General features: G+C 60.6%; 18 protein-coding genes. 5 read left to right on the top strand and 13 right to left on the bottom strand.

Annotated features, from left to right (window positions below):
• Positions 1–79: 79 nt before the first annotated feature.
• From Q0Y09_RS10640 to Q0Y09_RS10625, 4 genes are all read right to left on the bottom strand, one after another.
• Positions 80–2,005, bottom strand: coding sequence for a glycoside hydrolase family 2 protein (locus Q0Y09_RS10640; protein ID WP_297721241.1), 1,926 nt, complete (start codon positions 2,003–2,005; stop codon positions 80–82).
• Positions 2,006–2,256: 251 nt separating this feature from the next.
• Entirely contained in the window at positions 2,257–3,552 is a 1,296-nt protein-coding gene (locus Q0Y09_RS10635; protein ID WP_297721238.1) for an ATP-binding protein, read from the bottom strand.
• Positions 3,549–4,253, bottom strand: a complete 705-nt coding sequence (locus Q0Y09_RS10630; protein ID WP_297721235.1) for a LytTR family DNA-binding domain-containing protein — start codon at positions 4,251–4,253, stop codon at positions 3,549–3,551. Before Q0Y09_RS10630 ends, Q0Y09_RS10635 begins: the two co-directional genes overlap by 4 nt.
• 131 nt (positions 4,254–4,384) lie before the next feature.
• On the bottom strand, positions 4,385–4,921 hold the full coding sequence (locus Q0Y09_RS10625; protein WP_297721232.1) for a DUF4352 domain-containing protein: 537 nt from the start codon (positions 4,919–4,921) through the stop codon (positions 4,385–4,387).
• 277 nt (positions 4,922–5,198) lie between these two features.
• Between Q0Y09_RS10625 and brnQ the strand changes: the two genes are divergently transcribed.
• A complete protein-coding gene (brnQ, locus tag Q0Y09_RS10620; RefSeq protein ID WP_297721229.1) occupies positions 5,199–6,521 on the top strand; it encodes a branched-chain amino acid transport system II carrier protein in 1,323 nt (440 codons plus the stop codon).
• Between the two features lie 65 nt (positions 6,522–6,586).
• Here brnQ and Q0Y09_RS10615 read toward each other — a convergent pair whose 3' ends face one another.
• The 6 genes from Q0Y09_RS10615 to Q0Y09_RS10585 all read right to left on the bottom strand — a co-directional run bounded on the left by Q0Y09_RS10615 (position 6,587) and on the right by Q0Y09_RS10585 (position 11,485).
• Entirely contained in the window at positions 6,587–7,336 is a 750-nt protein-coding gene (locus Q0Y09_RS10615) for a hypothetical protein (protein ID WP_297721226.1), read from the bottom strand.
• Between the two features lie 395 nt (positions 7,337–7,731).
• Positions 7,732–8,220, bottom strand: a complete 489-nt coding sequence (locus tag Q0Y09_RS10610; protein WP_297721223.1) for a hypothetical protein — start codon at positions 8,218–8,220, stop codon at positions 7,732–7,734.
• Positions 8,221–8,225: 5 nt separating this feature from the next.
• On the bottom strand, positions 8,226–8,519 hold the full coding sequence (locus Q0Y09_RS10605; RefSeq protein WP_297721220.1) for a hypothetical protein: 294 nt from the start codon (positions 8,517–8,519) through the stop codon (positions 8,226–8,228).
• Positions 8,520–8,662: 143 nt separating this feature from the next.
• Positions 8,663–8,899 carry a helix-turn-helix domain-containing protein gene (locus tag Q0Y09_RS10600; RefSeq protein WP_297721217.1) on the bottom strand — a complete coding sequence of 79 codons (237 nt, stop codon included), beginning with the start codon at positions 8,897–8,899 and terminating at the stop codon, positions 8,663–8,665.
• Between the two features lie 1,330 nt (positions 8,900–10,229).
• Positions 10,230–10,931, bottom strand: coding sequence for a FadR/GntR family transcriptional regulator (locus Q0Y09_RS10590; protein WP_297721211.1), 702 nt, complete (start codon positions 10,929–10,931; stop codon positions 10,230–10,232).
• The gene (locus tag Q0Y09_RS10585; RefSeq protein WP_297721208.1) at positions 10,928–11,485 is read right to left on the bottom strand and encodes a nucleoside-triphosphatase; all 558 of its coding nucleotides are present in this window, start codon (positions 11,483–11,485) and stop codon (positions 10,928–10,930) included. The genes Q0Y09_RS10590 and Q0Y09_RS10585 overlap by 4 nt, the downstream gene beginning before the upstream one ends.
• A gap of 111 nt (positions 11,486–11,596) precedes the next feature.
• Here Q0Y09_RS10585 and Q0Y09_RS10580 point away from each other — a divergent pair, with 111 nt between their 5' ends.
• The 3 genes from Q0Y09_RS10580 to Q0Y09_RS10570 all read left to right on the top strand — a co-directional run bounded on the left by Q0Y09_RS10580 (position 11,597) and on the right by Q0Y09_RS10570 (position 15,791).
• The gene (locus Q0Y09_RS10580; RefSeq protein WP_297721205.1) at positions 11,597–11,881 is read left to right on the top strand and encodes a hypothetical protein; all 285 of its coding nucleotides are present in this window, start codon (positions 11,597–11,599) and stop codon (positions 11,879–11,881) included.
• Between the two features lie 137 nt (positions 11,882–12,018).
• The gene (locus Q0Y09_RS10575; protein ID WP_297721261.1) at positions 12,019–13,119 is read left to right on the top strand and encodes an HD domain-containing phosphohydrolase; all 1,101 of its coding nucleotides are present in this window, start codon (positions 12,019–12,021) and stop codon (positions 13,117–13,119) included.
• A 71-nt stretch (positions 13,120–13,190) separates the two neighbouring features.
• Positions 13,191–15,791, top strand: a complete 2,601-nt coding sequence (locus Q0Y09_RS10570; RefSeq protein WP_297721202.1) for a response regulator — start codon at positions 13,191–13,193, stop codon at positions 15,789–15,791.
• A 314-nt stretch (positions 15,792–16,105) separates the two neighbouring features.
• On the opposite strand, the gene Q0Y09_RS10565 is transcribed toward Q0Y09_RS10570, so the two are convergent.
• From Q0Y09_RS10565 to Q0Y09_RS10555, 3 genes are all read right to left on the bottom strand, one after another.
• On the bottom strand, positions 16,106–16,855 hold the full coding sequence (locus tag Q0Y09_RS10565; protein ID WP_297721199.1) for a DeoR/GlpR family DNA-binding transcription regulator: 750 nt from the start codon (positions 16,853–16,855) through the stop codon (positions 16,106–16,108).
• Between the two features lie 207 nt (positions 16,856–17,062).
• Positions 17,063–17,803: a hemolysin III family protein gene (locus Q0Y09_RS10560; protein ID WP_297721196.1), complete on the bottom strand. Its 741-nt coding sequence runs from the start codon at positions 17,801–17,803 to the stop codon at positions 17,063–17,065.
• Between the two features lie 123 nt (positions 17,804–17,926).
• On the bottom strand, positions 17,927–18,496 hold the full coding sequence (locus Q0Y09_RS10555) for a putative ABC transporter permease (RefSeq protein ID WP_297721193.1): 570 nt from the start codon (positions 18,494–18,496) through the stop codon (positions 17,927–17,929).
• A gap of 181 nt (positions 18,497–18,677) precedes the next feature.
• Here Q0Y09_RS10555 and pyrB point away from each other — a divergent pair, with 181 nt between their 5' ends.
• A complete protein-coding gene (pyrB, locus tag Q0Y09_RS10550; protein WP_297721190.1) occupies positions 18,678–19,736 on the top strand; it encodes an aspartate carbamoyltransferase in 1,059 nt (352 codons plus the stop codon).
• Positions 19,737–19,916: the final 180 nt, after the last annotated feature.

The following is a 19,916-nucleotide window of genomic DNA, read 5'->3' as shown; positions in this document are numbered from 1 at the left end:
TCGATTCGGTCAAAGTATGGGGGTGCTCAGAATATATAACGTGTATCAGCTCCTCTTTCGGGATGGAAATTCCATCATATCATACCCAGTTCTGGCTTTTGTTCATCCCTTTGCGCAGCTGATAGGCGGGATTGGGGGCGTCCACCCTGCGGATGGAGCAGCTATCCCGGCAGTCGCCGGCCACTGCCTCCAGGCGGACCTCCCCTTCCAGGGGAATGGAAAAGGTGAAAATATGGTCCCGGCCCTCGGACTCGCCCACCAGGGCGCCGTTGGCGTAGAGGGCCACCTTGGGCTGGTTGGAGTAGAGCTTCACGGTGGTGACGGCCTCCGGGCGGTCCACATAGCGGCGGGAGCAGATGTGGACGAAGGGGTCCCGGCTCCAGTTGGCCTTGTAGAGGTAGAAGCTGTCCTTTTTGATCTTGCGGTCAAAGGTCACCAGACCCTTGTGGTTCATGCCGGGCTCGCCGCCCTGGTCCCGGGCGTCGGCGGCAAAGTCGAACATGTTCCAGACGTGGGTGGCCCACAGGTAGGGGTGGCGCTGGAAGCATTTGAGCATGTACTCGTGGTAGAGAGCCTGATACTCCTCGGTGTGGTCTTCCCGCCGGGGCTTGGAGGAGTGGAGGTTGGGCATGCCCTCGGCGCCGTATTCGGAGTAGCCCAGGCACCGCTTGGGGTAGACCAGGTGGAAGAAGGACATCCACAGGTCGTTGAGGAAAAGGCCGGGCACATACCAGCCCAGGTAGAGGTTCCAGCTCACCAGGTCGGAGATGTGGGCCGAGCGGTTGAAGGGGCCGCACATGGCGTAGCAGGCCAGGGTGGTGGGCCGGGTGTCGTCCAGCTGGTGGCACAGGTCGTTGAGGACCCGGTGGTTGTCCAGCATGTCGGCCTTTTTCCTGGTGGAAATGGTGATCTCGTTGGAGAGGCCCCAGGTGACGATGCAGGGGTGGTTGTAGTTCTGGGTGACGAGCTCCTGCATCTGGCTGATGGTATTCTCCCGGCCATTGGGCAGGTGCTCGGAGATGTAGGGGATCTCGGCCCAGACGATCATGCCGTACTGGTCGCACAGATCATAGAAGTACTGGTCGTGCTGGTAGTGGGCCAGACGGATGGTGTTTGCGCCGATCTCCCGGATGAGGGCCATGTCCTCGTCGTGATGGGCCCGGGTGAGGGCGTTGCCCAGGCCCTTCCGGTCCTGGTGCCGGGACACGCCGTGGAGGGGATAGCTGCGGCCATTGAGGAAAAAGCCCTCCTTGGGGTCCATGCGGAAGGTCCGCACGCCGAACCGGCAGGAGATCTCGTCCACCGCCCTTTCGTCCTCCATGAGGCGGAGGGTGGCGGTGTAGAGGTAGGGGTCCTCCAGGCCATCCCACAGGTGGACGTTGGGGATATTCAGGGTCACGTCGGTCCCCTCCCCGGCGGCCGCCACATTGCCCTCGGCGTCGGTGAGGACGACGGAGACACAGGGATCGGACACGTTGGTCCAGCTCTGGACCCGGACCCTGGCGTCGCCGCCTTCCGGCTTCGGGGTGACCCGGAGACCGGGGCCGCCGAAGTGGTCCAGGTCGAAGTGGCTCCGGCTGACGATGAGCAATGTCACGTCCCGGTAGATGCCGCCGTAGAAGGTGAAGTCGGCCTTCTGGGGGTAGACCCGGTCGTTGACGCTGTTGTCCACCCGGACGGTCAGGTGATTTTCCTCCCGGATCAGGTCGGTGACCTCGGCGCGGAAGGTGGAATAGCCGCCGTCGTGGTGGAGGAGCTCCCGACCATTCAGCGTCACGTCTGCGCTGGCGTTGACCCCCTGGAACTCCAGGTAGACTGCCTGTGCGTCGGGGTCAAAGGCGGGCAGAGGGAAGTCCTTTTCATAGGTGCAGCAGCCCCGCCAGTAGTCGTTGCCGCCGTCCTGGCCGTCGATGGCATTCCAGGTGTGGGGCACGTCCACCGTCTCCACGGCGCCGGTGGGACCGCGGAAGGACCAGCTCTGGTTCAGGCAGATGCTCTCTCGCATGGCACGCTCCTTTTTCTCACGCCCGCCGCCTCGGAGTGGAGTGGGCTGTGGATTTTGTTTGATCGCTTACGAATTTTACAAAGCCTTTGCCAAAATAACAAGGCGCTTTTCATAAGTGGCGCAAAAGGTGTCGTAAGTGGTCTTGCAGCATCCAGAAATGCCCCCGCCTTTTTTGTGGAACTTCCACAAAAAAAGGCGGGGGCGCCGCCGGAACAAAAAAAGTGGACGCGCTTTGGCGCGTCCACAAAAAATCAGGTGTCTCGGTTCACTGGCAGGAGGATCTGGAGATAAAAGCAGCCGTTTTCCACCTTTACGGTGAGGAAACCGCCGTAGCGTTTCACCGTGTGGCGGATGCTTTTCAGACCAAAGCCGTGGTAGCCGTCGTTGACTTTGGTGCTCATGGGCAGGCCCTCGCGGTCAAAGCGGAGCTCTCCGGAGACCGGATTGATGATCTGGATGACCAGCATCTGCTTTTCGGCGTAGACCAGCACGTCGATGATCCGTTTCTCCCGGTCTTCGCTGTCCCGGACGCTCTCAATGGCGTTGTCCAGGGCGTTGCCGAAGATGGTGTAGAGATCCACCGGATCCATGAAGGAGAGCAGGCTCCCATCGGCCACGCAGTGGGCCTGGATGCCGTTGGCCTCACAGTAGAGGCTCTTCTCGGTGAGCACGGTGTCCAGCACCTCGTTGCCGGTCTTGGCCAGCACCTCGTAGATGCGCACCGACTGTTCCATTTCCTTAAAATACTCCTCCCGCCGTTCGTCGGAGAACATGACGCGCATGGCCTGGATCTGGTGCTTGAGATCGTGGCACTTCTGATTGATGAGGGCGATGTTCTCCTTGGCCAGGTCGTACTGGTCCCTCTGCTGGACCCACAGATGGTTGAGCATGTCCAGCTCCTGGCGGATGGCGCTCTTGCGGAAAAGCTCATGCTGAAGATAGAGGATGGTGACGCAGTAGAAGCGGACCAGCAGCATGAGGGCGTGGCTGAGGGGGGTGAAGGGCCCCTCCGGGGGCGCGGCGACATAGAGCCAGCGGATGGCCAGAAAGAGGGCCCAGAGCACGAAGGCGGAGGTGAGCTGCCGGGGCCCGGCGTGATAGGTGCCATCGTCGGGCATCCAACGGGCGATGGTGAGCCCCACCGCGGCCAGGCTGACGGCCCACAGCAGCAGGACGGGCAGCAGGGGAAGGACACAGACCTCCGAGAGCAGGTGATAGAGAAAGCCGCAGCACTCGATGGAGAGGTCGTGGACCATGACGCTCCAGAGTCCGAAGTAGAGCGCGGCCCTCAGGGGCACGCCGGAGCACAGCCGGAAGAGCAGGAGGGCGCTGGCGTAGCGCAGCAGGGGTTCGGTCCAGAGGAGGATGCCGGCCCTCTGGGCCAGCAGGGCGGCGGCCAGGTAGCACAGGCTCCCGGCGGCCACGCTCAGCGCGGTCCGGGGCCAGAAGGGCTCGCGCTTGCGCAGGGGGGCCAGAAAGAGCAGGGCGGTGGCCCAAAGACCGGCCAGACCCCACAGCAGCTGGGGCAGAGCGAGGGCTTCCATCATCCGTTCCCTCCCACATACTCCGTCAGGGCGGTGAGGAAGGCGGTGCGGTTGCGGCGGCTGATCTCCAGCTCAACGCCCGCCACCACCACCATCTCCCGCCGCACCTCGGCCACATGGCTCAGGTTCACCAGATACCAGTGGTTGCACCGGACAAAGTGATAGCGGGCCAGCTCCTTTTCGGCGCTCTGCATGGTGCCCCGGAGCACGAACTCCCCCAGCTCGGTGTGGTAGTGGAGCATCCGGTTCTGGACCTCCACATAGTAGATCTGCTGGGTGTCCAGCCGGCGGACGCAGTCGGGCAGGTTGAGGAGGATCTGGCCGTTTTTCCGGTGCTCGGCCCGGGTGATGGCCCGGGCGAAGCGGACGGAGAAGGTGTAGTAGTTCACCGGCTTGAGGACAAAGTCCAGCGCGCCCACGGCGTAGCCGTTGATGGCATACTGGGCCATGTTGGTCACGAACATGAGGACCACGTCCCCGTCCACCAGACGCAGCCGTTCGGCGGCCTCCATGCCGTTGAGCCCGGGCATTTCAATGTCCAGAAGGATGATATCGTACTGGGGGGTGTAATCCTCCAGCAGCTCCAGGGCGTTGGAGAAGGTCACGACATCAAAGGAGCGGCTGGTCTCTCCGGCGTATTGCAGGATATAGGAACGCAGCTGTTCACGCTGCTCGGCTTCGTCTTCCACAATGGCGATGCGCACCGGGGCTCCTCCTTCCGGATGGACGCGACGGGGCGCTTCCGCGCCCCGTCGTGACCGTTTTCAGTATTAGTATAGGTACTTTCCCCGCAAAAGTCAATTTTGGGGACAAATTTTCCCTGGCGGGTCCGAACTCAGGACTGCTCCTCGGCGGTGAAGTAGACGAAGAACACGTCGCCGGACTCCCCCTCCTCGGTGCCGTCTTCAAACAGCTCCAGATAGGAGATGGAGAAGTCCTTCTGCCCGGCGGGAACCTCGAAGACGAGCAGACCGGTGCGCTCCTCGTCCACCGCCAGCTCGTACTCGGAGGGGAGCTGCTCCTCGGTGAGGGGATCGGTGTAGAAGGTGATGGGGTAGTCATAGGCGTCCTCAGCTTCGCTGTTCCACTGGATCTGGAAGTCGGTGTCGTACATCAGGATGCTCTCCTGATTGGTGTTCTTCACGGTCACGTCGGCCACCAGGAGCTGGCTGTCCGGCTGGGAGGGGACATAGCCCTCAAAGCTGTCGCACAGGTAGGCGCTGTTCACGGTGTAGTCGAAGAAGTAGGTGTGCATGGTGTCGCCCATGCGGCCCTCGCCGTAGCCGTCCTCGGCGTGGCCCTCCTTGTCGCCGCATCCGGCGAGCAGAGCGAGGCTGAGTACAGCGGCAAAAATGACCTTCCAACGTTTCATAATGATCTCCTCTTTCCTCTTTTATTTTGGCCTTGTCGGGCATTGTACCAGGGGCGCCCGAAGACAGTTTTGATTGTAGCAGAGTTGCAAAAAAAGGGGAAGACCTTTCTGTGAAAAAGATGAAAATTGACAAAACCCGGCGGGTATAGTAGCATGGTAAAATAAAGACCAAATCAGGGACGGGAGATGCGGTCAAAAAAGAGGGCTGCGGGTGGTCTCCCAGGGACGGGGTGCCGGGGCCGTGCCCCTTGTGTCCGATACCGGAGGAGGAGAAGAAATGAAGCAACTCAGCAAGCGGGTCCAGCTGCTCCTGGGCTTTACCCTGTTTTCTATGTTTTTCGGGGCGGGGAACCTGATCTTTCCGCCGGGGGTGGGCGCCCAGGCGGGGACGCTCACCTGGCCGGCCATGGCGGGCATGGCGGTGAGCGCCGTGGGGCTGCCGGTGCTGGGGGTGGTGGCGGTGGCCCGTTCCGGCGGGCTCAGGGCCCTGGGCGACCGGGTCCACCCGATCTTTTCCAAGGTGTTTACCGTTGTGGCCTACCTGGCCATCGGCCCCTGTCTGGCCATTCCGAGAACGGCCAGCACATCCTTTGAGATGGCGGTGCCCCCCTTTGTGGGGCCGGAGGCCCCCCTGGGGCTCCTCCAGGTGCTCTACTCTCTGGCCTTCTTTGCCCTGGCCCTGGTGGTGGCCCTGCGGCCGGAGAAGCTCACCGATCGCCTGGGCAAAATCATGTGTCCCATCCTTCTGGCCCTCATTGTGGTCACCTTTGTGGGCAGCCTGGTGAACCCGTTGGAGGGCTACGGCCCGCCCCAGAGCAAGCTCTACGCCGCCGCGCCGGTGACCCGGGGCTTCCTGGACGGGTACCAGACCATGGATACCATCGCCGCGCTGGTGTTCGGCATCATCATCGCCCTGAATATCCGGGCCAGGGGCGTGGAGAATGACCGGGACGTGGTCCGCTATACGGTCCGCTCCGGCTGGCTGGCCGGAGTGCTGCTGCTGGTGGTCTACGCCATGCTGGCCCACATCGGGGCCCTCTCCGGCGGCGCCTTCCCCGGCGCCACCAACGGGGCGGTGGTGCTCACCAACCTGATCCCCGCCCTCTTCGGCACCCCGGGGAGCGTGCTCCTGGCCGCCATCTTCGTCATCGCCTGCTTCAATGTCTGCGTGGGGCTCATCTGCTCCTGCGCCGAGTATTTCAACGAGCTGTGTCCCCGGCTCTCCTACCGGGCCTGGGCCGTTCTCTTTGCGGCGGTGAGCATGCTCATTGCCAACGCCGGTCTGGACATGATCCTGAAGGTCTCCAGCCCGGCCCTGAGCATCATCTATCCGGTGGCCATCGCCCTCATCACCCTCTCCTTCTTCCAGCGGTGGCTGGAGGGGCGGCGGTTGGTCTATCCTGTGACCATCCTTCTGACCGGTGTGGCCAGCATCCTCTATACCATGCGGGATCTCAAGGTCCTGCCGGCGGCGGTGTCGGAGGTGCTGGGGGCCGTGCCCCTGGCCGCCCAAGGACTGGGCTGGCTCATTCCCGCCCTGGTAGGGGCGGCTCTGGGCCTGCTCCTCTCCGGGCGTCCGAAGACAGGAAAAGAAACGTAAGACAAATGAGATCGCTCCTCCGGCATAAACTGCCGGAGGAGCGATTTTCTGCGTCTTTGGCCCCCTTACGCAAAGATGGCGTTTGTGGTGTCCACCCTGGGGCCGCAGCGGTTGTCGATATCGGTTCCATTGTCTTCAAAGCGGGTGCCGTCGAAGCAGATGGTGAGGTCGGTGGGGATGTTTTCCAACAGGAGGGCGGTGTCATTGCCGGTAAAGATGTTGTCAAAGTAGCGGACGCTGGAGGCGGAGCGGCCGGTGCTGTTGAAGTGGAAGCCCATCTGGTTGTCGGTGAAGGTACATTCGGTGAGGTTGACCCAGCCCTCGCCGTAGGCCAGCACGCCGGTCTTGTAGCCGGTGAAGGTGCAGCCGATGGCCCAGCCGTCCCGGCCCAGGGAGAGCCCCACCTCGTCGCCGGTGCCCACGAAGTCCAGGTCGTAGAAATAGCTGATGTAATTGAGGTCGGGGCTTTCGGAGGCGTGAAGGGTGCCGTTGAAGACGGTGCGCCCGGTCCCGTCGGTGCAGCCGTAGAACTCCAGGCTGTGACCGGTCAGGTTCAGAGCGCCTTCGTAGGTCACCGCCGGCAGGTAGAGCTTGACCAGCTCGTCGACGGGGATCTCCTCGTTGATCCGGTCCACCAGGGCCTGGAGCTCCTCTATGGTGGACATGGGCTCCTCCTCCCAGTGGTAGACATGGGTGATCTTGGGGGTGATGTGGAGGTCCTGACGCACCCGGATGAGGTCCCCGTTTTTCATTCGGATGGTCCAGAAGATGTGGGGCTCCCCGGAGCTGCCGGTGAAGTCCAGGAAGGAGACCATGGCGGCGTCGGGGGAGTAGTCATGGTGGGTGGGCTCGGTGGCGGCGAGACCGCCGCCGGCGTCGCCCCCGGTGACGGTGTCGTTGACATACCAGCGGGAGGGCCAGCGGTACTGCTCCTCCGGGGTGTTCCCGGTGAGCGGTCAGGGTGTCGGTTTTGGTTTTCAGACCCGCCGAACCGATATAGCCGCACAAGCGGGTGTATCGGTTCAGCGGGTGCGCGGGGTAAGCGGCGTAAGCCGCGCAAGGGGCGCAGCCCCTTGGACGGAGCGTAGCGACGCAAGAACGGCGGATTGCTCCGTCTGGCAATCCGCCGTTCCGCCTCGCAGAGCGCACACATACATAGCCGTCAGGCTATGTATAGAAGTGCGCCCTTCTTTCAGAAGGGAAATATAGTCTAACCATCACTACAATAATTCTTTTGAATATAAGCCAATATATCTTTAGCTTTGGGTATTATCTCTGAATGACCATATAAGTATTCTCCACCACCAGGGTTATAGAGAGCAAGATCAGTAATAAAATCTTGAATGACTTCATCATTTTCATAGTAGTCATCGAGCAAAACTTCTATGTGCTGTGCATTTTCAATTGAAATGTCTCTCCCAGTAATTAAGTTTTCAATTAAAGGTATTATTTTCCTGCTTCGCAAACTTTCCAAGTGATTTTTCATCGGTTTCAAATAATGCATAACCGTTTCATGCTGCATTTCATCTGAAATAAGAAAACGGATAGTTTCAAGTTGTTCCTCCAATGCTTCTATTTGTTGTGCTGAAAAATACAAGTATAAAGGTAGTGTTTGAAAATATAGCTGAAGATCTTCCAGAGAAAGATTTTTGTCTTGATAGTCTTTAATTGTAGTTATGATCCGCTCTATATCTGTCATATTTACTATTTCAACCTCTCGGCGCTATTGTGTTCCCTCGCAAACTTCCTCGCCGCCTCCCGGCGTTCCTCGCTGTATGGCGCGGTCAGTCGGAAACAGAAGCGGCCCTTGTCGATCTCAAAGGTCTTGCAGCCCCAGCCGTCATCGTTCACCTCCCGGCAGCACTCCGGCCAGCGGCGGGCGTAGGCCGCCAGCCGTTTTTTCAAGTCCGTGTTGTGGGTCGTGACGGTGATCCGGGGGCCCTGCTCGTCGAATTCAATTATAGTCGTTTTCTGGCTTTTCTTCAATCCTGTTTTCATCTTCTCCGCTCCTTTCCTCTGATTTTCGGCCCGTCACGCGAGAGGGGCCTTTTCCGCCTCTTTTTCCCGGCTCTTGACTTGGGAAAAACGGCGGTTTTGCGTTCAAAATCGCCCGGACGGATTATCCCTCGTCCGGGCCGCTGTTATGGGCTGATTCCCATTTTTTCCGGCTCTTGACCGGGATTGCCGCCCCCGTTGGTGTGGCGGCGCAGATAGGCGATCAAGTCCTGCTTCATCACCAGCTTGCGCCCTCCGATTTTCAGCGTGGGGAAGTCCGGCGCGTTCATCAAATTGTAGGCCCCGGCTCTGGACAGGTGGAGCGCGGCGGCCAGCTCCCGCACATTCATCACCTCGGGAAGCGCTGCAAAAAGTTCCGGCATTTGTCCTCCTTTCCGGCGCGTGAAAAAGCGGCGGCCCCCGTCCCCGGCGGCTGCCGCTCCATGCGCCTTATTTGCTGTCGTGCCTGTCCAAATACTGCTGGTACTCGGACAGTACAAAGTCCTCATAGGCCCCCGCTATTTTGGCAATCCGCTTGTGTACCGCGCTGGCGGTCTTGTAGCCCACCCTGTCCGCGATCTCCTGCTCGGTATGGCCCTCCATGCGGAGCTTCAATATCTCCCGGTCGGTACCGCTGATATGCTCCGCCGCGAAAGCGTCAATCTGCGCTTGGGACAGGACGGATTTCTCAAACTCGGCCCGCGGGTCGGCCACCTCGGAAAACTCGCCGCCGTTCTCTACAAGCTCCTCTAACGAGACGGACTTGCCGGAGCGGTCATGGTGCCACTTCCGCAGGAAGTCCGTCTTGGCGAAGCTCTCCCGGCTGTCGTAGTCCTCCACCGCCTTGATCTCCCACATCGTATCAATGACGGGCTGCCAGTTCTGCTCCGCGATCACCATGTCCGTGACATTCCCCACAAGATTGCTGAATTGCTGGTAGGTCAGCCACGGCACCTCCATCCCCGGCGGCATATTGTAAAGGCTCTGGAAGGAGAGGCCGTTTTGCTCAAACTTCATGCGGATGTACGGGATGATGGCGTAGGACAGCCGCCACAGGGGGGAGTGGCCCGCGTACTGCTCCCGGCTGCCGGGAATGTCCCGGTAGTTCCCCCTGCGGTCTTTCACCTGAAAGAATTGCCACGCCGCCCACGAATAGCAGTCCCATATCAGCAGCTTGAACATATCGTGCCGGACGATGGGGTCGTACTTGTCTGTCCTCAAAACCTCATAGGGGCTGCGGGGCAGGCCGAGGGTGGGCTTCCACTTCTCCGCCAGCTCCACCGGCAGGCTGTAAAACAGGGTCAGCCATGATTTATCATCGTCCTGCGGTATCTCGATGATCTCTCCGGGCAGCACCACAAGGAAACCTTTGGGGCCGTTCTGTGCCATGCGCGTCACCTCCGTTTCCGGCCCTCTATTTTATATGGCTTGGGAAGGGCCGGATTGTTCCAATGTTTCCAAACTTTTTTGAGATTTTTTCAAAAAATCTCGGATAGGAAAGGAATGGATGGATTTGATACGATTATAGCAAATAAGTGGAAATAAGTCCATTGTGTTTCAAGAAGGCAGAAAGAAAGCGGCGCATGGGTCTGGCCCATGCGCCGCTCGCCCCGCTCCTGCCGGACAGCCGCCATAATTTAGTTTGGTGTGAATCACTGTCTTATGGACACTCGGCTAAAACGCGTTCGCGTTTTCCCGGGGCATGTTTCGTTTTCAAAACAGATCCACCATGGCGTTGTCCACCACCTGGAAGTGCTCCCGCATCATGCGGACGGCCTCAGCGCCGTTGTGGTCCTGGAGGGCCAGGGCGATGCCCTGGTGGCTGTCCTGGAGCTGCTTGCGATAGACCTCGTCCTTCATCATCTGCCCCCGCATGTGGCTGATGAAGTCGTCAATGGTCTCGCTCATGGCCCGGAGGATGACCATGATGAAGGGATTGCCCGCCGCCTCTCCGATGAGGTAGTGCAGACGCTTATCCAGTATGGTGCTCCGCTCCAGGTCGTCCTCGTCCCGAAGCTGCCACACGATGTCCTCCAGCTCGCTGAGCTGGGCGGGGTTGATCCGCTCCGAGGCCAGCAGCACAGCCTGACTCTCCAGGCCCTGACGCAGCTCGCTGACCTGCCGGTAGTCGGTGGCGCCCAGGAGCATCATCATCTGGACGGACTCGGCCAGGTTCTTCTCAATGTCGCAGGAGACGAAATTTCCCGCCCCCTGGGTGCTGGAGATGAAGCCCATCAGACTCAGGGTGCGCAGGGCCTCCCGGACCGAATTCCGGCCCACGCCCAGCCTTTCCGCCAGCTCCCGCTCCGGGGGGAGCTTTTCCCCCCGCTTGAGGTCCCCCTTCAAGATCTCACTTTTAATGTACGTAATCACACGCTCATAGGCTTTGCCCTGCTGTGTGTTCTCTTCCTTCATGGTCGCTTCCCATCTCTCTCCTGTTTTTTCTTCCCGCTGTGTCCCAGCGCATTGCCCAGCCGCGCCGCCAGCAGGTCCGGCAGGCCGTCCCGGCAGACCGGGTCCACCGTCACCACCACGCCGCCGGGGAGCTGCGTGAGCTCTTCCAGCCAGGTCCCGGACCGCTGCGGGGCGGGCTTTACCACGCCCAACACCGGGACCGGCCCCTCCAGACAGGCCCGGACCGCCCCCTGAAAGGCCAGGGCCTCCCGTTCCAGCCAGCCCAGCTCGTCCAGCAGCATCAGGGGAGCCCAGGGGCGGCTCTCTGCCAGGATAGCAGGCCCCAGCCGGTCAAAGGCAGCCGGGTCGCCGGTCAGGCGGCCCCGCTCCAGCCGTGCCACCGTGTATTTCTCCGACCAGTCCGGCTGCTCCCAGGCCGGCCAAAGGCACAGCCGCTTTCGGTCCGGTGCGAACCCGGTGCGGAAGCCGCCGGGGACAATGCCAAGGCGCGACAATGTCCGGTCCGCAGCGGTGGACTTGCCCACGCCGCTGGGCCCGGTCAGAAATAGATACACTCCTGCTCACCTCGGCGGACCGGTCTGGCTCCCTCCATCCGCTTGGATGGAGGGGCAGAACATTCATTTGATTTCATTATAGCATATTTTCCTCAAAAAAGGAGCCGATCTTTGAAAATCGTGGATATGACCAATCTGCTTAATTTGTCCTACCAATTATTCTACTTTTTGCGCCTGATTTCCCTTGACTTTGGTGAAAACTCTGCTTTTCCAGTACTTCAAGCTCCCTTTTTTATCCTCAGCGATTGCCATATGCTGTCTCTCGCTCCGGGATGGCATACGTTCTGTGCTGCTTCCCACTCAGGGGCTGCCGCAGCACGCACCCGCGTCAAAGGCGCTCTCTCCGCCCTGCCGACTGACATTTTCTCGCCTGATCCGCCATTCTCACATGGATAAATTCTTGAAGACAGACCAATTATTTGTTAGAATAACACATACGAGGTATCCTGGAGACCGCCAACACGACCCCGCATCCTGCCATCCGGCGGGTGCAGCGTCGTTATTTATTAAGGAGGAACACCAACTTGGAACTGATGCAGGGCCCCTCTGCGACATCCGTTGACGTCAACACGCTCCTCATCGTGGATGACGACGAGATCAACCGCGGGATATTGAGCAACCTCTTTTCCCCGTACTATCAGATCGAGGAGGCAGAAAACGGCAGGGCCGGACTGTCCGCCATTTTGGCGGGCTGCGACCACCTGTGCGCTGTGCTGCTGGATGTGGTCATGCCGGACATGAGCGGGCTGGAGGTCTTGCAGCGGCTGCGGGAGACCGACGGGACGCTGCTGGACAGGCTGCCGGTCTTCCTCATCACGGCGGAGGCAGACGCCGCCATGAACGCGGCCTATGAGATGGGCGTCATGGACGTCATCAGCAAGCCGGTGGTCCCTTACCTGGTGCTGCGCCGGGTCAACTCCGTTGTGGAGCTGTTCCAGATCCGGCGCCGGCTGGAAAACCGGGTGGAGCAGCAGGACGCGGAGCTGCTGGAAAAGCGCCAGCAGCTGTTGGAGGTCAGCCATGGGATGATTGAAGCCCTGTCCACCGCCATCGAGTTCCGCAGCGCGGAGTCCGGCGGCCACGTCCAGCGCATCCACGACATCACTGCCATTCTGCTCACCCGCACAGAGTTCTGCCCCGGACTTTCGGCGGAGGAGGTGGAAATGCTCTCCCTGGCCGCTATCATGCACGATGTGGGCAAGATCGTCATTCCCGACTCCATCCTGGGCAAGCCGGGCCGGCTGACGGCGGAGGAGTTCGAGGTCATGAAGCTGCACACCGTCCGGGGCGGCGAGCTGCTGGAACGCATCCCCCAGCTCCGGCACCACAACTCTTATGACTATGCCTACGACATCGCCCGCCACCACCACGAGCGGTGGGACGGACGGGGCTATCCGGACGGCCTGAAGGGAGACGAGATCACGCCCTGGGCCCAGGTGGTCTCCATCGCCGACGTATACGACGCCCTGAGCTGCAAGCGGGTGTACAAGGACGCCTTTCCCCGGGAGCAGGTGCTGGAGATGATCCGCACCGGCCAATGCGGCGTGTTCAATCCCCGGCTGCTGGAGTGCTTCTTCCAGGTGGAGCCGGAGCTGGCCGCCCTCTACGACAATCTGGGCCGGGAGGGTACATAGAAAAGCCGCGGCGGGTCGGCCTTGGAGACCGGCCACATCGCAGGAGAATTTGAGGAGGTGCGCGAATTTCTATGGACGGCAGCAAAAAGACGATCCGGTTTCTGTGGACCTCTCTTGTCGCGCTGGTCCTGCTCTGCATCGTGATATTCAGCGGCGTCACCTTCGCGGTGTTGAGGAGGAGCGCAGCCACCATGGATCAGGTGGCCAACTCCTATATGGAGGGCATGAGCACCCAGATCCAGAAGCACTTTGACAGCCTGGTGGGCCTCCGGATCGCCCAGATCAGCGCCATCACCTCGGCGGCAGATCCCAATACCCTGAGCCGGTATGACGACACCTTGGTCCGCCGTCTCACCGCGGTGGGACAGCTGCGGAGCTTCACCCATATGTTCCTCTATGACACGCGGGGCAACACGGTCACCATTTACGGGGAGCCGGTGGAGGTGGAGAACCCTGCGCATTTTCTCTCCACCATGAATCAGGGCAAGACGCTGGTGACCGTGGGCCGGGAGGCGGACGGCACCCTGGTACTCCTGTACGGCTTTTCGGTGGGCTATCCAAACAGCGTTGGCTACCCCCTGCCGAACGGCGGACAGTGTACCGCCCTGGTGATGGGCCTGCCCATCACCCAACTCAGCAAGTCCCTCTCTCTGGGGGTGGATTCCACGTTGATCTTCACCAACGTGGTCCGGGAGGATGGCAGCTTTGTAATCAACAGCAGCGGCGCCACCACCGGCGATATTTACGCCTGGTTCCAGAGCAACGGCCAGGCGTCCGGCGACCCGGAGATCGAGACAAAGATCGACGGGATGCGGCGGTCCATTGCCCAGCGGTCACCGTACAGCCTGACGGTCAACATCCAGGGGGAGCAGCGCCACGTCTACTGTGTCCCCCTGCGCAATACGGAGTGGAGCATGATCTGCGTCATGCCCCACGGCGTGCTGGACGATGCCCTTGGAACAATGGCCAATCAGAGTATTGTCCTGGCCCTTGTCAGCTGTCTCATCCTCGTCAGCGCCGCCGTGTTCATCTTTGTCCGCTACCTGGCCATCTCCCGCCGGCAGATGGCGGAGCTGGACCAGGCCAGGAAGACGGCCATGGAGGCCAACCGGGCCAAGAGCGAATTCCTCTCCAACATGAGCCATGACATCCGCACCCCCATGAACGCCATCATCGGCATGACGGCCATCGCCGCCACCGACCCCGCCGACACGGCCAAGGTCCAGGACTGCCTGCGGAAGATCACCCTCTCCAGCAAGCACTTGCTTGGCCTCATCAATGATGTGCTGGATATGTCCAAGATCGAGAGCGGCCGCATGACGCTCAACCGGGAGCTGGTCTCTCTGCGGGAGACCATGGAGAATCTGGTGAGCATCGTGCAGCCCCAGGTGAAGAGCAAGGGACAGACCTTCAATGCCTTTATCTGGGACATCCAGTGTGAAAATGTCTATGCCGACAGCGTGCGGCTCAATCAGGTGCTGATGAATCTGCTGTCCAATGCCCTCAAATTTACCCCCGCCGGTGGGAGCATCACAGTGACGTTGTCCCAGGAGATGTCCCCAAGGGGAGCCGAGCATGTCCGCACCCACTTCTGGGTGAGGGATACGGGTATCGGTATGTCCGAGGAATTTCAGGAGAAGATCTTCCACTCCTTTGAGCGTGAGGACAGCGCACGGGTACAGAAGATCGAGGGCACCGGCCTGGGCATGGCCATCGCCAAGTACATCGTGGACACCGCCGGCGGCAGCATGGACGTGAAGAGCAGTCCGGGCGAGGGCACCGAGTTCCATGTGACCCTCGATATGGAGCGGGGCGAAGAGGACGGCGCGGAGCTGCTCCTCCCCGAATGGGACGTATTGGTGGTGGACGACGACGAGCCCCTGTGCCGCAGCGCGGCAGGTGCGCTGGGGGAGATCGGCGTCAGGGCGGAGTGGGCACTCAGCGGCCCCGACGCGGTGGATATGGCGGTAAAACGCCACGAGAGACACCAGGACTATTATGTCATCCTGCTGGATTGGCAGATGCCCGGCATGGACGGGCTGGAGACCGCCCGGACCCTGCGCCGCCGCATCGGGGAGGACACCCCCATCCTGCTCATCTCCGCCTACGACTGGAGCGACATTGAGGAGGAGGCACGGGCCGCCGGCATCAGCGGCTTCCTCTCCAAGCCCCTGTTCAAATCCACCCTCTACCACGGCCTGAGCCGCTTTGCCGGCTCCGACGCCGTACAGAAGCCCGTGCCCCAGGAGCGCGTGGACTTCACCGGCTGCCATCTGCTGGTGGCCGAGGACAACGACCTCAACTGGGAGATCGCCAACGAGCTCCTCTCCTCTGTGGGCTTTGTCCTGGACTGGGCGGAAAACGGCCAGATCTGCGCGGAGAAATTCCAGCAGTCGGAGCCGGGCTATTACGACGCCATCCTGATGGACCTGCGGATGCCGGTGCTCAACGGCTACGAGGCCACGAAGCGCATCCGGGCCTCCGAACGGCCAGACGCCGCTTCTGTCCCCATCATCGCCATGACGGCGGACGCCTTCAGAGAGGACATACAGAAATGCCTGGAGGCTGGTATGAACGCCCATATTGCAAAGCCGATGGACTTTGACCGCCTCCTCCGGCTTTTGACGTCTCTGTCCTGCGGCGAAGATGCCGGAACAGAGCTCCTTGAATGAAACGGAACGGGTTGCCCACAGCCAGCCGGCACACCCCCGGAAAGCAGAAAAACGCCCCGCCATTGGCGGGGCGTTTTTCCTGTTGAGTTGAGAAAGAGAGAGGAGGTTGGAGATGATGAAGTGATGTTTGATCTTTTATCCTGTCCACGCTTATAAGATACCACATCTGCCGCCTGGAATGGATGGACAAACTTTGAAAGATGCATGAACAAATTGTGAATCTCTGAAAAAACGTCCCCGGACCGCAGTCCGGGGACGTTCGTTTTCTGCATGTGGGGGGGCTGTCCGGGCGATTTGTCGGAGAGGGCGGCGGCTCAGACGGTGATGACCTCCACGCCGGCCTGGTCCAGCAGGGTCCGTCCCTCGCCGCTCAGGTCCTTGTCGGTAATGACGGTATGGACCGAGGTCAGGGGGAAGCTGGACGCCACGGCGTTGGCCCCCACCTTGTCCGAGGTGGCCAGCACGACCATCTTTTTGGCCGATTTTGCCATGGCCCGGGCCACCTCCGCCCGGAAGAGGTTGATGGTGGAGATGCCCTTGTCCTCGCTGATGGCGTCGGCTCCAATAAAGCACTTGTCCACCGAGAACTGGGCCAGGCCCAGCTTGGTGAGGGGGCCCACGTTGGCCTCGGCGTCGTGCTGGAAGGACCCGCCCAGCAGTACTACATCCAAAGACGGGCAGCGGCGGACGAAGTTGCACAGAAAGACCGAGTTGGTGATGACGGTGACCCCCCGCTTGGAGGCCAGCTCACGGGCCAGCAGGGAACAGGTGGAGCCGGTCTCTACGATGACCGTCTCCCCGTCGCTGACCATCTCCGCCGCCCGCTGGGCGATGCGCAGCTTCTGCTCGTAGTTGTTCCACATCCGGGTGGAGGTATCATATCCGTTGTCCACGGGGATGGCTCCGCCGTGGGTCCGCTTGAGGACGCCCTGGTCCTCTAACTTCTTCAGATCCTGCCGCACCGTCACCAGAGACACCCCAAAACGCTGGGTGAGCTCGCTGACACTGACCTTGTCCTCCGTCTGCAGCAGGTCGATGATTTCTAACTGCCGTTGATTGAACAATGCGAAAGCCTCCTGTCCGCCGTACGAAATATCGGCGGGTTTTCTCTTAAAGAGTATCATATCGCATTTCCCCTTAAAACGCAAGCAAAAGAAAAGCGCCGCCGGAAGAAATCCTTCCGGCGGCGGGGGAACAGCCCAAAAAGCGGTAACGCGCCAAACAAGCCATGGGGGAAGTGTGAAGGGGGGCGGCGAGGGCGATCCCGGCCCTCACCGAAGGGCCACCACCTGATACATGAGGAAGAAGTGGGCTGCGCTGCCCAGCAGAATGAACACATGGAAGATCTCGTGACAGCCGAAACGGGGGTTGTTCCGCCCGGGCCATTTGACGGCGTACAGAACGCCGCCCACGGTGTAGAGAGCACCGCCCAGCACCAGCCAGAAAAGCCCCAGGGGAGGCATGTTCCGCAGCAGGGAGGGCAGCATGAAGAGGGCCATCCAGCCCATGAAGAGATAGACTCCAGAGGTGATCCACCGGGGCGCGTCGATCCACACCAGGGCCATCACCGTGCCCGCCAGGGCCACGGCCCAGACTGCAAGGAGCATGGGGATGCCGCCGTCGTGGGACAGCATCAGCAGACAGATGGGGGTATAAGAGCCGGCAATGAGGAAGTAGATGGAGATATGGTCGTACTTCCGCAGAGCGATCCGCCCCGCCACACTGGTGTTCAGACAGTGGTAGAGGGTGCTGGCAGTGTAGAGACCGATCATGCTCAGCCCATAGATGAGGAAGGCCGCCCCGCTGACCCAGCTGCCGCCCCGCTCCGCCGTCCGCAGCAGGAGCAGGACCGTCCCCAGAACGGCCAGCGCCGCCCCCACCCCATGGGTGATGGCTGACCAGGGCCGCAGGCCGTCATAGGGGTCCCGGCCCTTTTCCCGACGGACGGCTGTCCGCCTTTGCCGCACAGTACCCATCCTGGGACAGGTCCCGTATTCGATGCGTTCATCCATGCCAGTCACCCTGCCTTTTTTCACAACTGCGCCCTGCGGCGGATCGCCGCCGGGACATCTTATTTTCTATATCCTGATTATAACTCCATTCACCTCCAAATATCAATATCAAAATTATAAAATCTAGTTTTTCAAATTAGATTTGAAATTGGTCAGAACAGGCAAAGAGATGTTCCGATACCAGCACAGCGCATCTGTGGAGCCCGTCTTCCGCAAAAGCCGGACGGTAACGGCTCCGTCCGCCGCCAGGATTGCCGCCGCGACAGGCAGCAGCCACGGTGGAAGTCCTTCGAGCGCAGCTGCGGCGATGGGATGGATCACGTATACGGTGAGCAGCCCCAGCAGGCACCAGAAGAAGGAGAAAAGGGGGCAGATCCTGCCCCGGAGGTTACAGGGCAGGTGGGCGTAGTCCCAGAAGGCCACCCCCAGGGCCTTTTCATAGAACAGGCCCATGGCATACTCGGCAGCGGTGGCGGCCAGAGCCGACCATATCGCCACGAAGAGCGGGTAGGGGCGCAGCTGCGGCATGGGCGCCAGGATGAGCAGGGCCCCCAGTCCGTACACCGGACACAGGGGCAGGAGATAAAAGCACTTCCGGTCCCGCTTGGGGGCCCGGACCGCCCGGGCAAAGGCCGTCTCAGCCAGGAACCCCAGAAAGCTGTAAAAAATGAAATACCAAAATGACCGCGCCATATCCATCCCTCCCGTTGTCTCCGTTCTAGGATGGACTGGGAAGAGAGAAAACATACGTGGCTTTTCCCGTTCCGAGACAACGAAACAGGCAGATCGAACAGGAAATTTGTCACCTTATCCCCTTGTCTGCCGGCGCTGGTTGTGGTAAAATGAAAAAAATTCTAAAGGGGATCGTCAGAATATGCGGCATCTCATCGATTTTGGAGACCTCAGCCGAGCGGAGTGGGATTCACTGTACCAGCGGTGCAGCGAGATCATGGACCACCCCGCTGATTTTTTGGACGCCTGCAAGGGCAAGGTCATGGCAAGCCTCTTTTATGAGCCCTCCACCCGCACCAATTTTTCCTTCCAGACCGCCATGCTCCGGGTGGGCGGAACTGTGTTCGGCTTTGCCGACCCCCGTTCCTCCTCGGTGGCCAAGGGCGAGACCCTGAAAGATACCATTAAAATGGTCTCCGGCTATGCCGACGTGGTGGTCATGCGCAATCCCATGGAGGGCGCGGCCAAGGCGGCCTCCCTCTACTCCAATGTGCCGGTCATCAACGCCGGCGACGGCGGCCATATGCACCCCACCCAGACCACTGCCGATCTCACCACCATCACCCGCCTGCGGGGGAAGGTGGACGGTCTGTCCGTGGGCCTGTGCGGCGACCTGAAGAATGGCCGCACCGTCCACTCCCTCATCAAGGCCATGGCCAAGTTCCAGGGCATCAAGTTCTTCCTTATCGCCCCCCGTGAGCTGGCCATCCCTGAGTACATGCGCGGCTTCATGCGGGAGAACAACATGTGGTTTACCGAGGTCACTGGTCTGGAGTCGGTCATCCCCCAGCTGGACGTCCTCTATATGACCCGCATCCAGCGGGAGCGTTTTGTAGATCCATTGGAGTACGAGCGGAATAAAGGCGTCTATATCCTCACCCGCCGGAAGCTGGACCGGGCCAGGAAGGACCTGCTGGTGATGCACCCCCTGCCCCGGGTAGATGAGATCGACATCGATGTGGATGACGACCCCCGGGCTGTCTACTTCGACCAGGCCCGTTACGGCATGTTCGCCCGGATGGCGCTGCTCACCGACCTGGCCAATCAGCCCCGGCTGGACCCCGGCGCCGTGGAGATTGGTCGGCAGCCGGTCTGCCGCAATCCCCGGTGCATCACCCAGACGGAGCACTACCTCCCCCCGCTGGTGAAGCAGAACGGCGGCATCGACTGCTGCGCCTACTGTGACGCGGCTCTGGACTGATCCATTTTTCTGCCCCGGCAACGCCGGGGCAGATTTTTTGGAGAAATTGCAAAAACCGATTGACAACCTCCTCACAATATGATAATATATCCAAGCTGACATTCGAGGATGGACAGTGCCCGTGCGGGTGTAGTTCAATGGTAGAATCCCAGCCTTCCAAGCTGGTCGCGTGGGTTCGAT

Origin of the sequence: Intestinimonas sp., from assembly GCF_026169115.1 — a bacterium.
Taxonomy (GTDB): domain Bacteria; phylum Bacillota; class Clostridia; order Oscillospirales; family Oscillospiraceae; genus Intestinimonas.
Note: the sequence above shows the minus strand (reverse complement) of the source record. Positions and strands in the feature narration are given on the sequence as shown.

Coding starts and splice junctions, on each gene's coding strand:
- Q0Y09_RS10570 (WP_297721202.1), top strand. CDS start 13,191: ATGGACGGCAGCAAAAAGACGATCCGGTTTCTGTGGACCTCTCTTGTC.
- Q0Y09_RS10560 (WP_297721196.1), bottom strand. CDS start 17,803: ATGGATGAACGCATCGAATACGGGACCTGTCCCAGGATGGGTACTGTG.
- Q0Y09_RS10610 (WP_297721223.1), bottom strand. CDS start 8,220: ATGACAGATATAGAGCGGATCATAACTACAATTAAAGACTATCAAGAC.
- pyrB (WP_297721190.1), top strand. CDS start 18,678: ATGCGGCATCTCATCGATTTTGGAGACCTCAGCCGAGCGGAGTGGGAT.
- Q0Y09_RS10575 (WP_297721261.1), top strand. CDS start 12,019: ATGCAGGGCCCCTCTGCGACATCCGTTGACGTCAACACGCTCCTCATC.
- Q0Y09_RS10590 (WP_297721211.1), bottom strand. CDS start 10,931: ATGAAGGAAGAGAACACACAGCAGGGCAAAGCCTATGAGCGTGTGATT.
- Q0Y09_RS10635 (WP_297721238.1), bottom strand. CDS start 3,552: ATGATGGAAGCCCTCGCTCTGCCCCAGCTGCTGTGGGGTCTGGCCGGT.
- Q0Y09_RS10625 (WP_297721232.1), bottom strand. CDS start 4,921: ATGAAACGTTGGAAGGTCATTTTTGCCGCTGTACTCAGCCTCGCTCTG.
- Q0Y09_RS10600 (WP_297721217.1), bottom strand. CDS start 8,899: ATGCCGGAACTTTTTGCAGCGCTTCCCGAGGTGATGAATGTGCGGGAG.
- Q0Y09_RS10605 (WP_297721220.1), bottom strand. CDS start 8,519: ATGAAAACAGGATTGAAGAAAAGCCAGAAAACGACTATAATTGAATTC.
- Q0Y09_RS10615 (WP_297721226.1), bottom strand. CDS start 7,336: ATGGTCTCCTTCCTGGACTTCACCGGCAGCTCCGGGGAGCCCCACATC.
- Q0Y09_RS10555 (WP_297721193.1), bottom strand. CDS start 18,496: ATGGCGCGGTCATTTTGGTATTTCATTTTTTACAGCTTTCTGGGGTTC.
- Q0Y09_RS10640 (WP_297721241.1), bottom strand. CDS start 2,005: ATGCGAGAGAGCATCTGCCTGAACCAGAGCTGGTCCTTCCGCGGTCCC.
- brnQ (WP_297721229.1), top strand. CDS start 5,199: ATGAAGCAACTCAGCAAGCGGGTCCAGCTGCTCCTGGGCTTTACCCTG.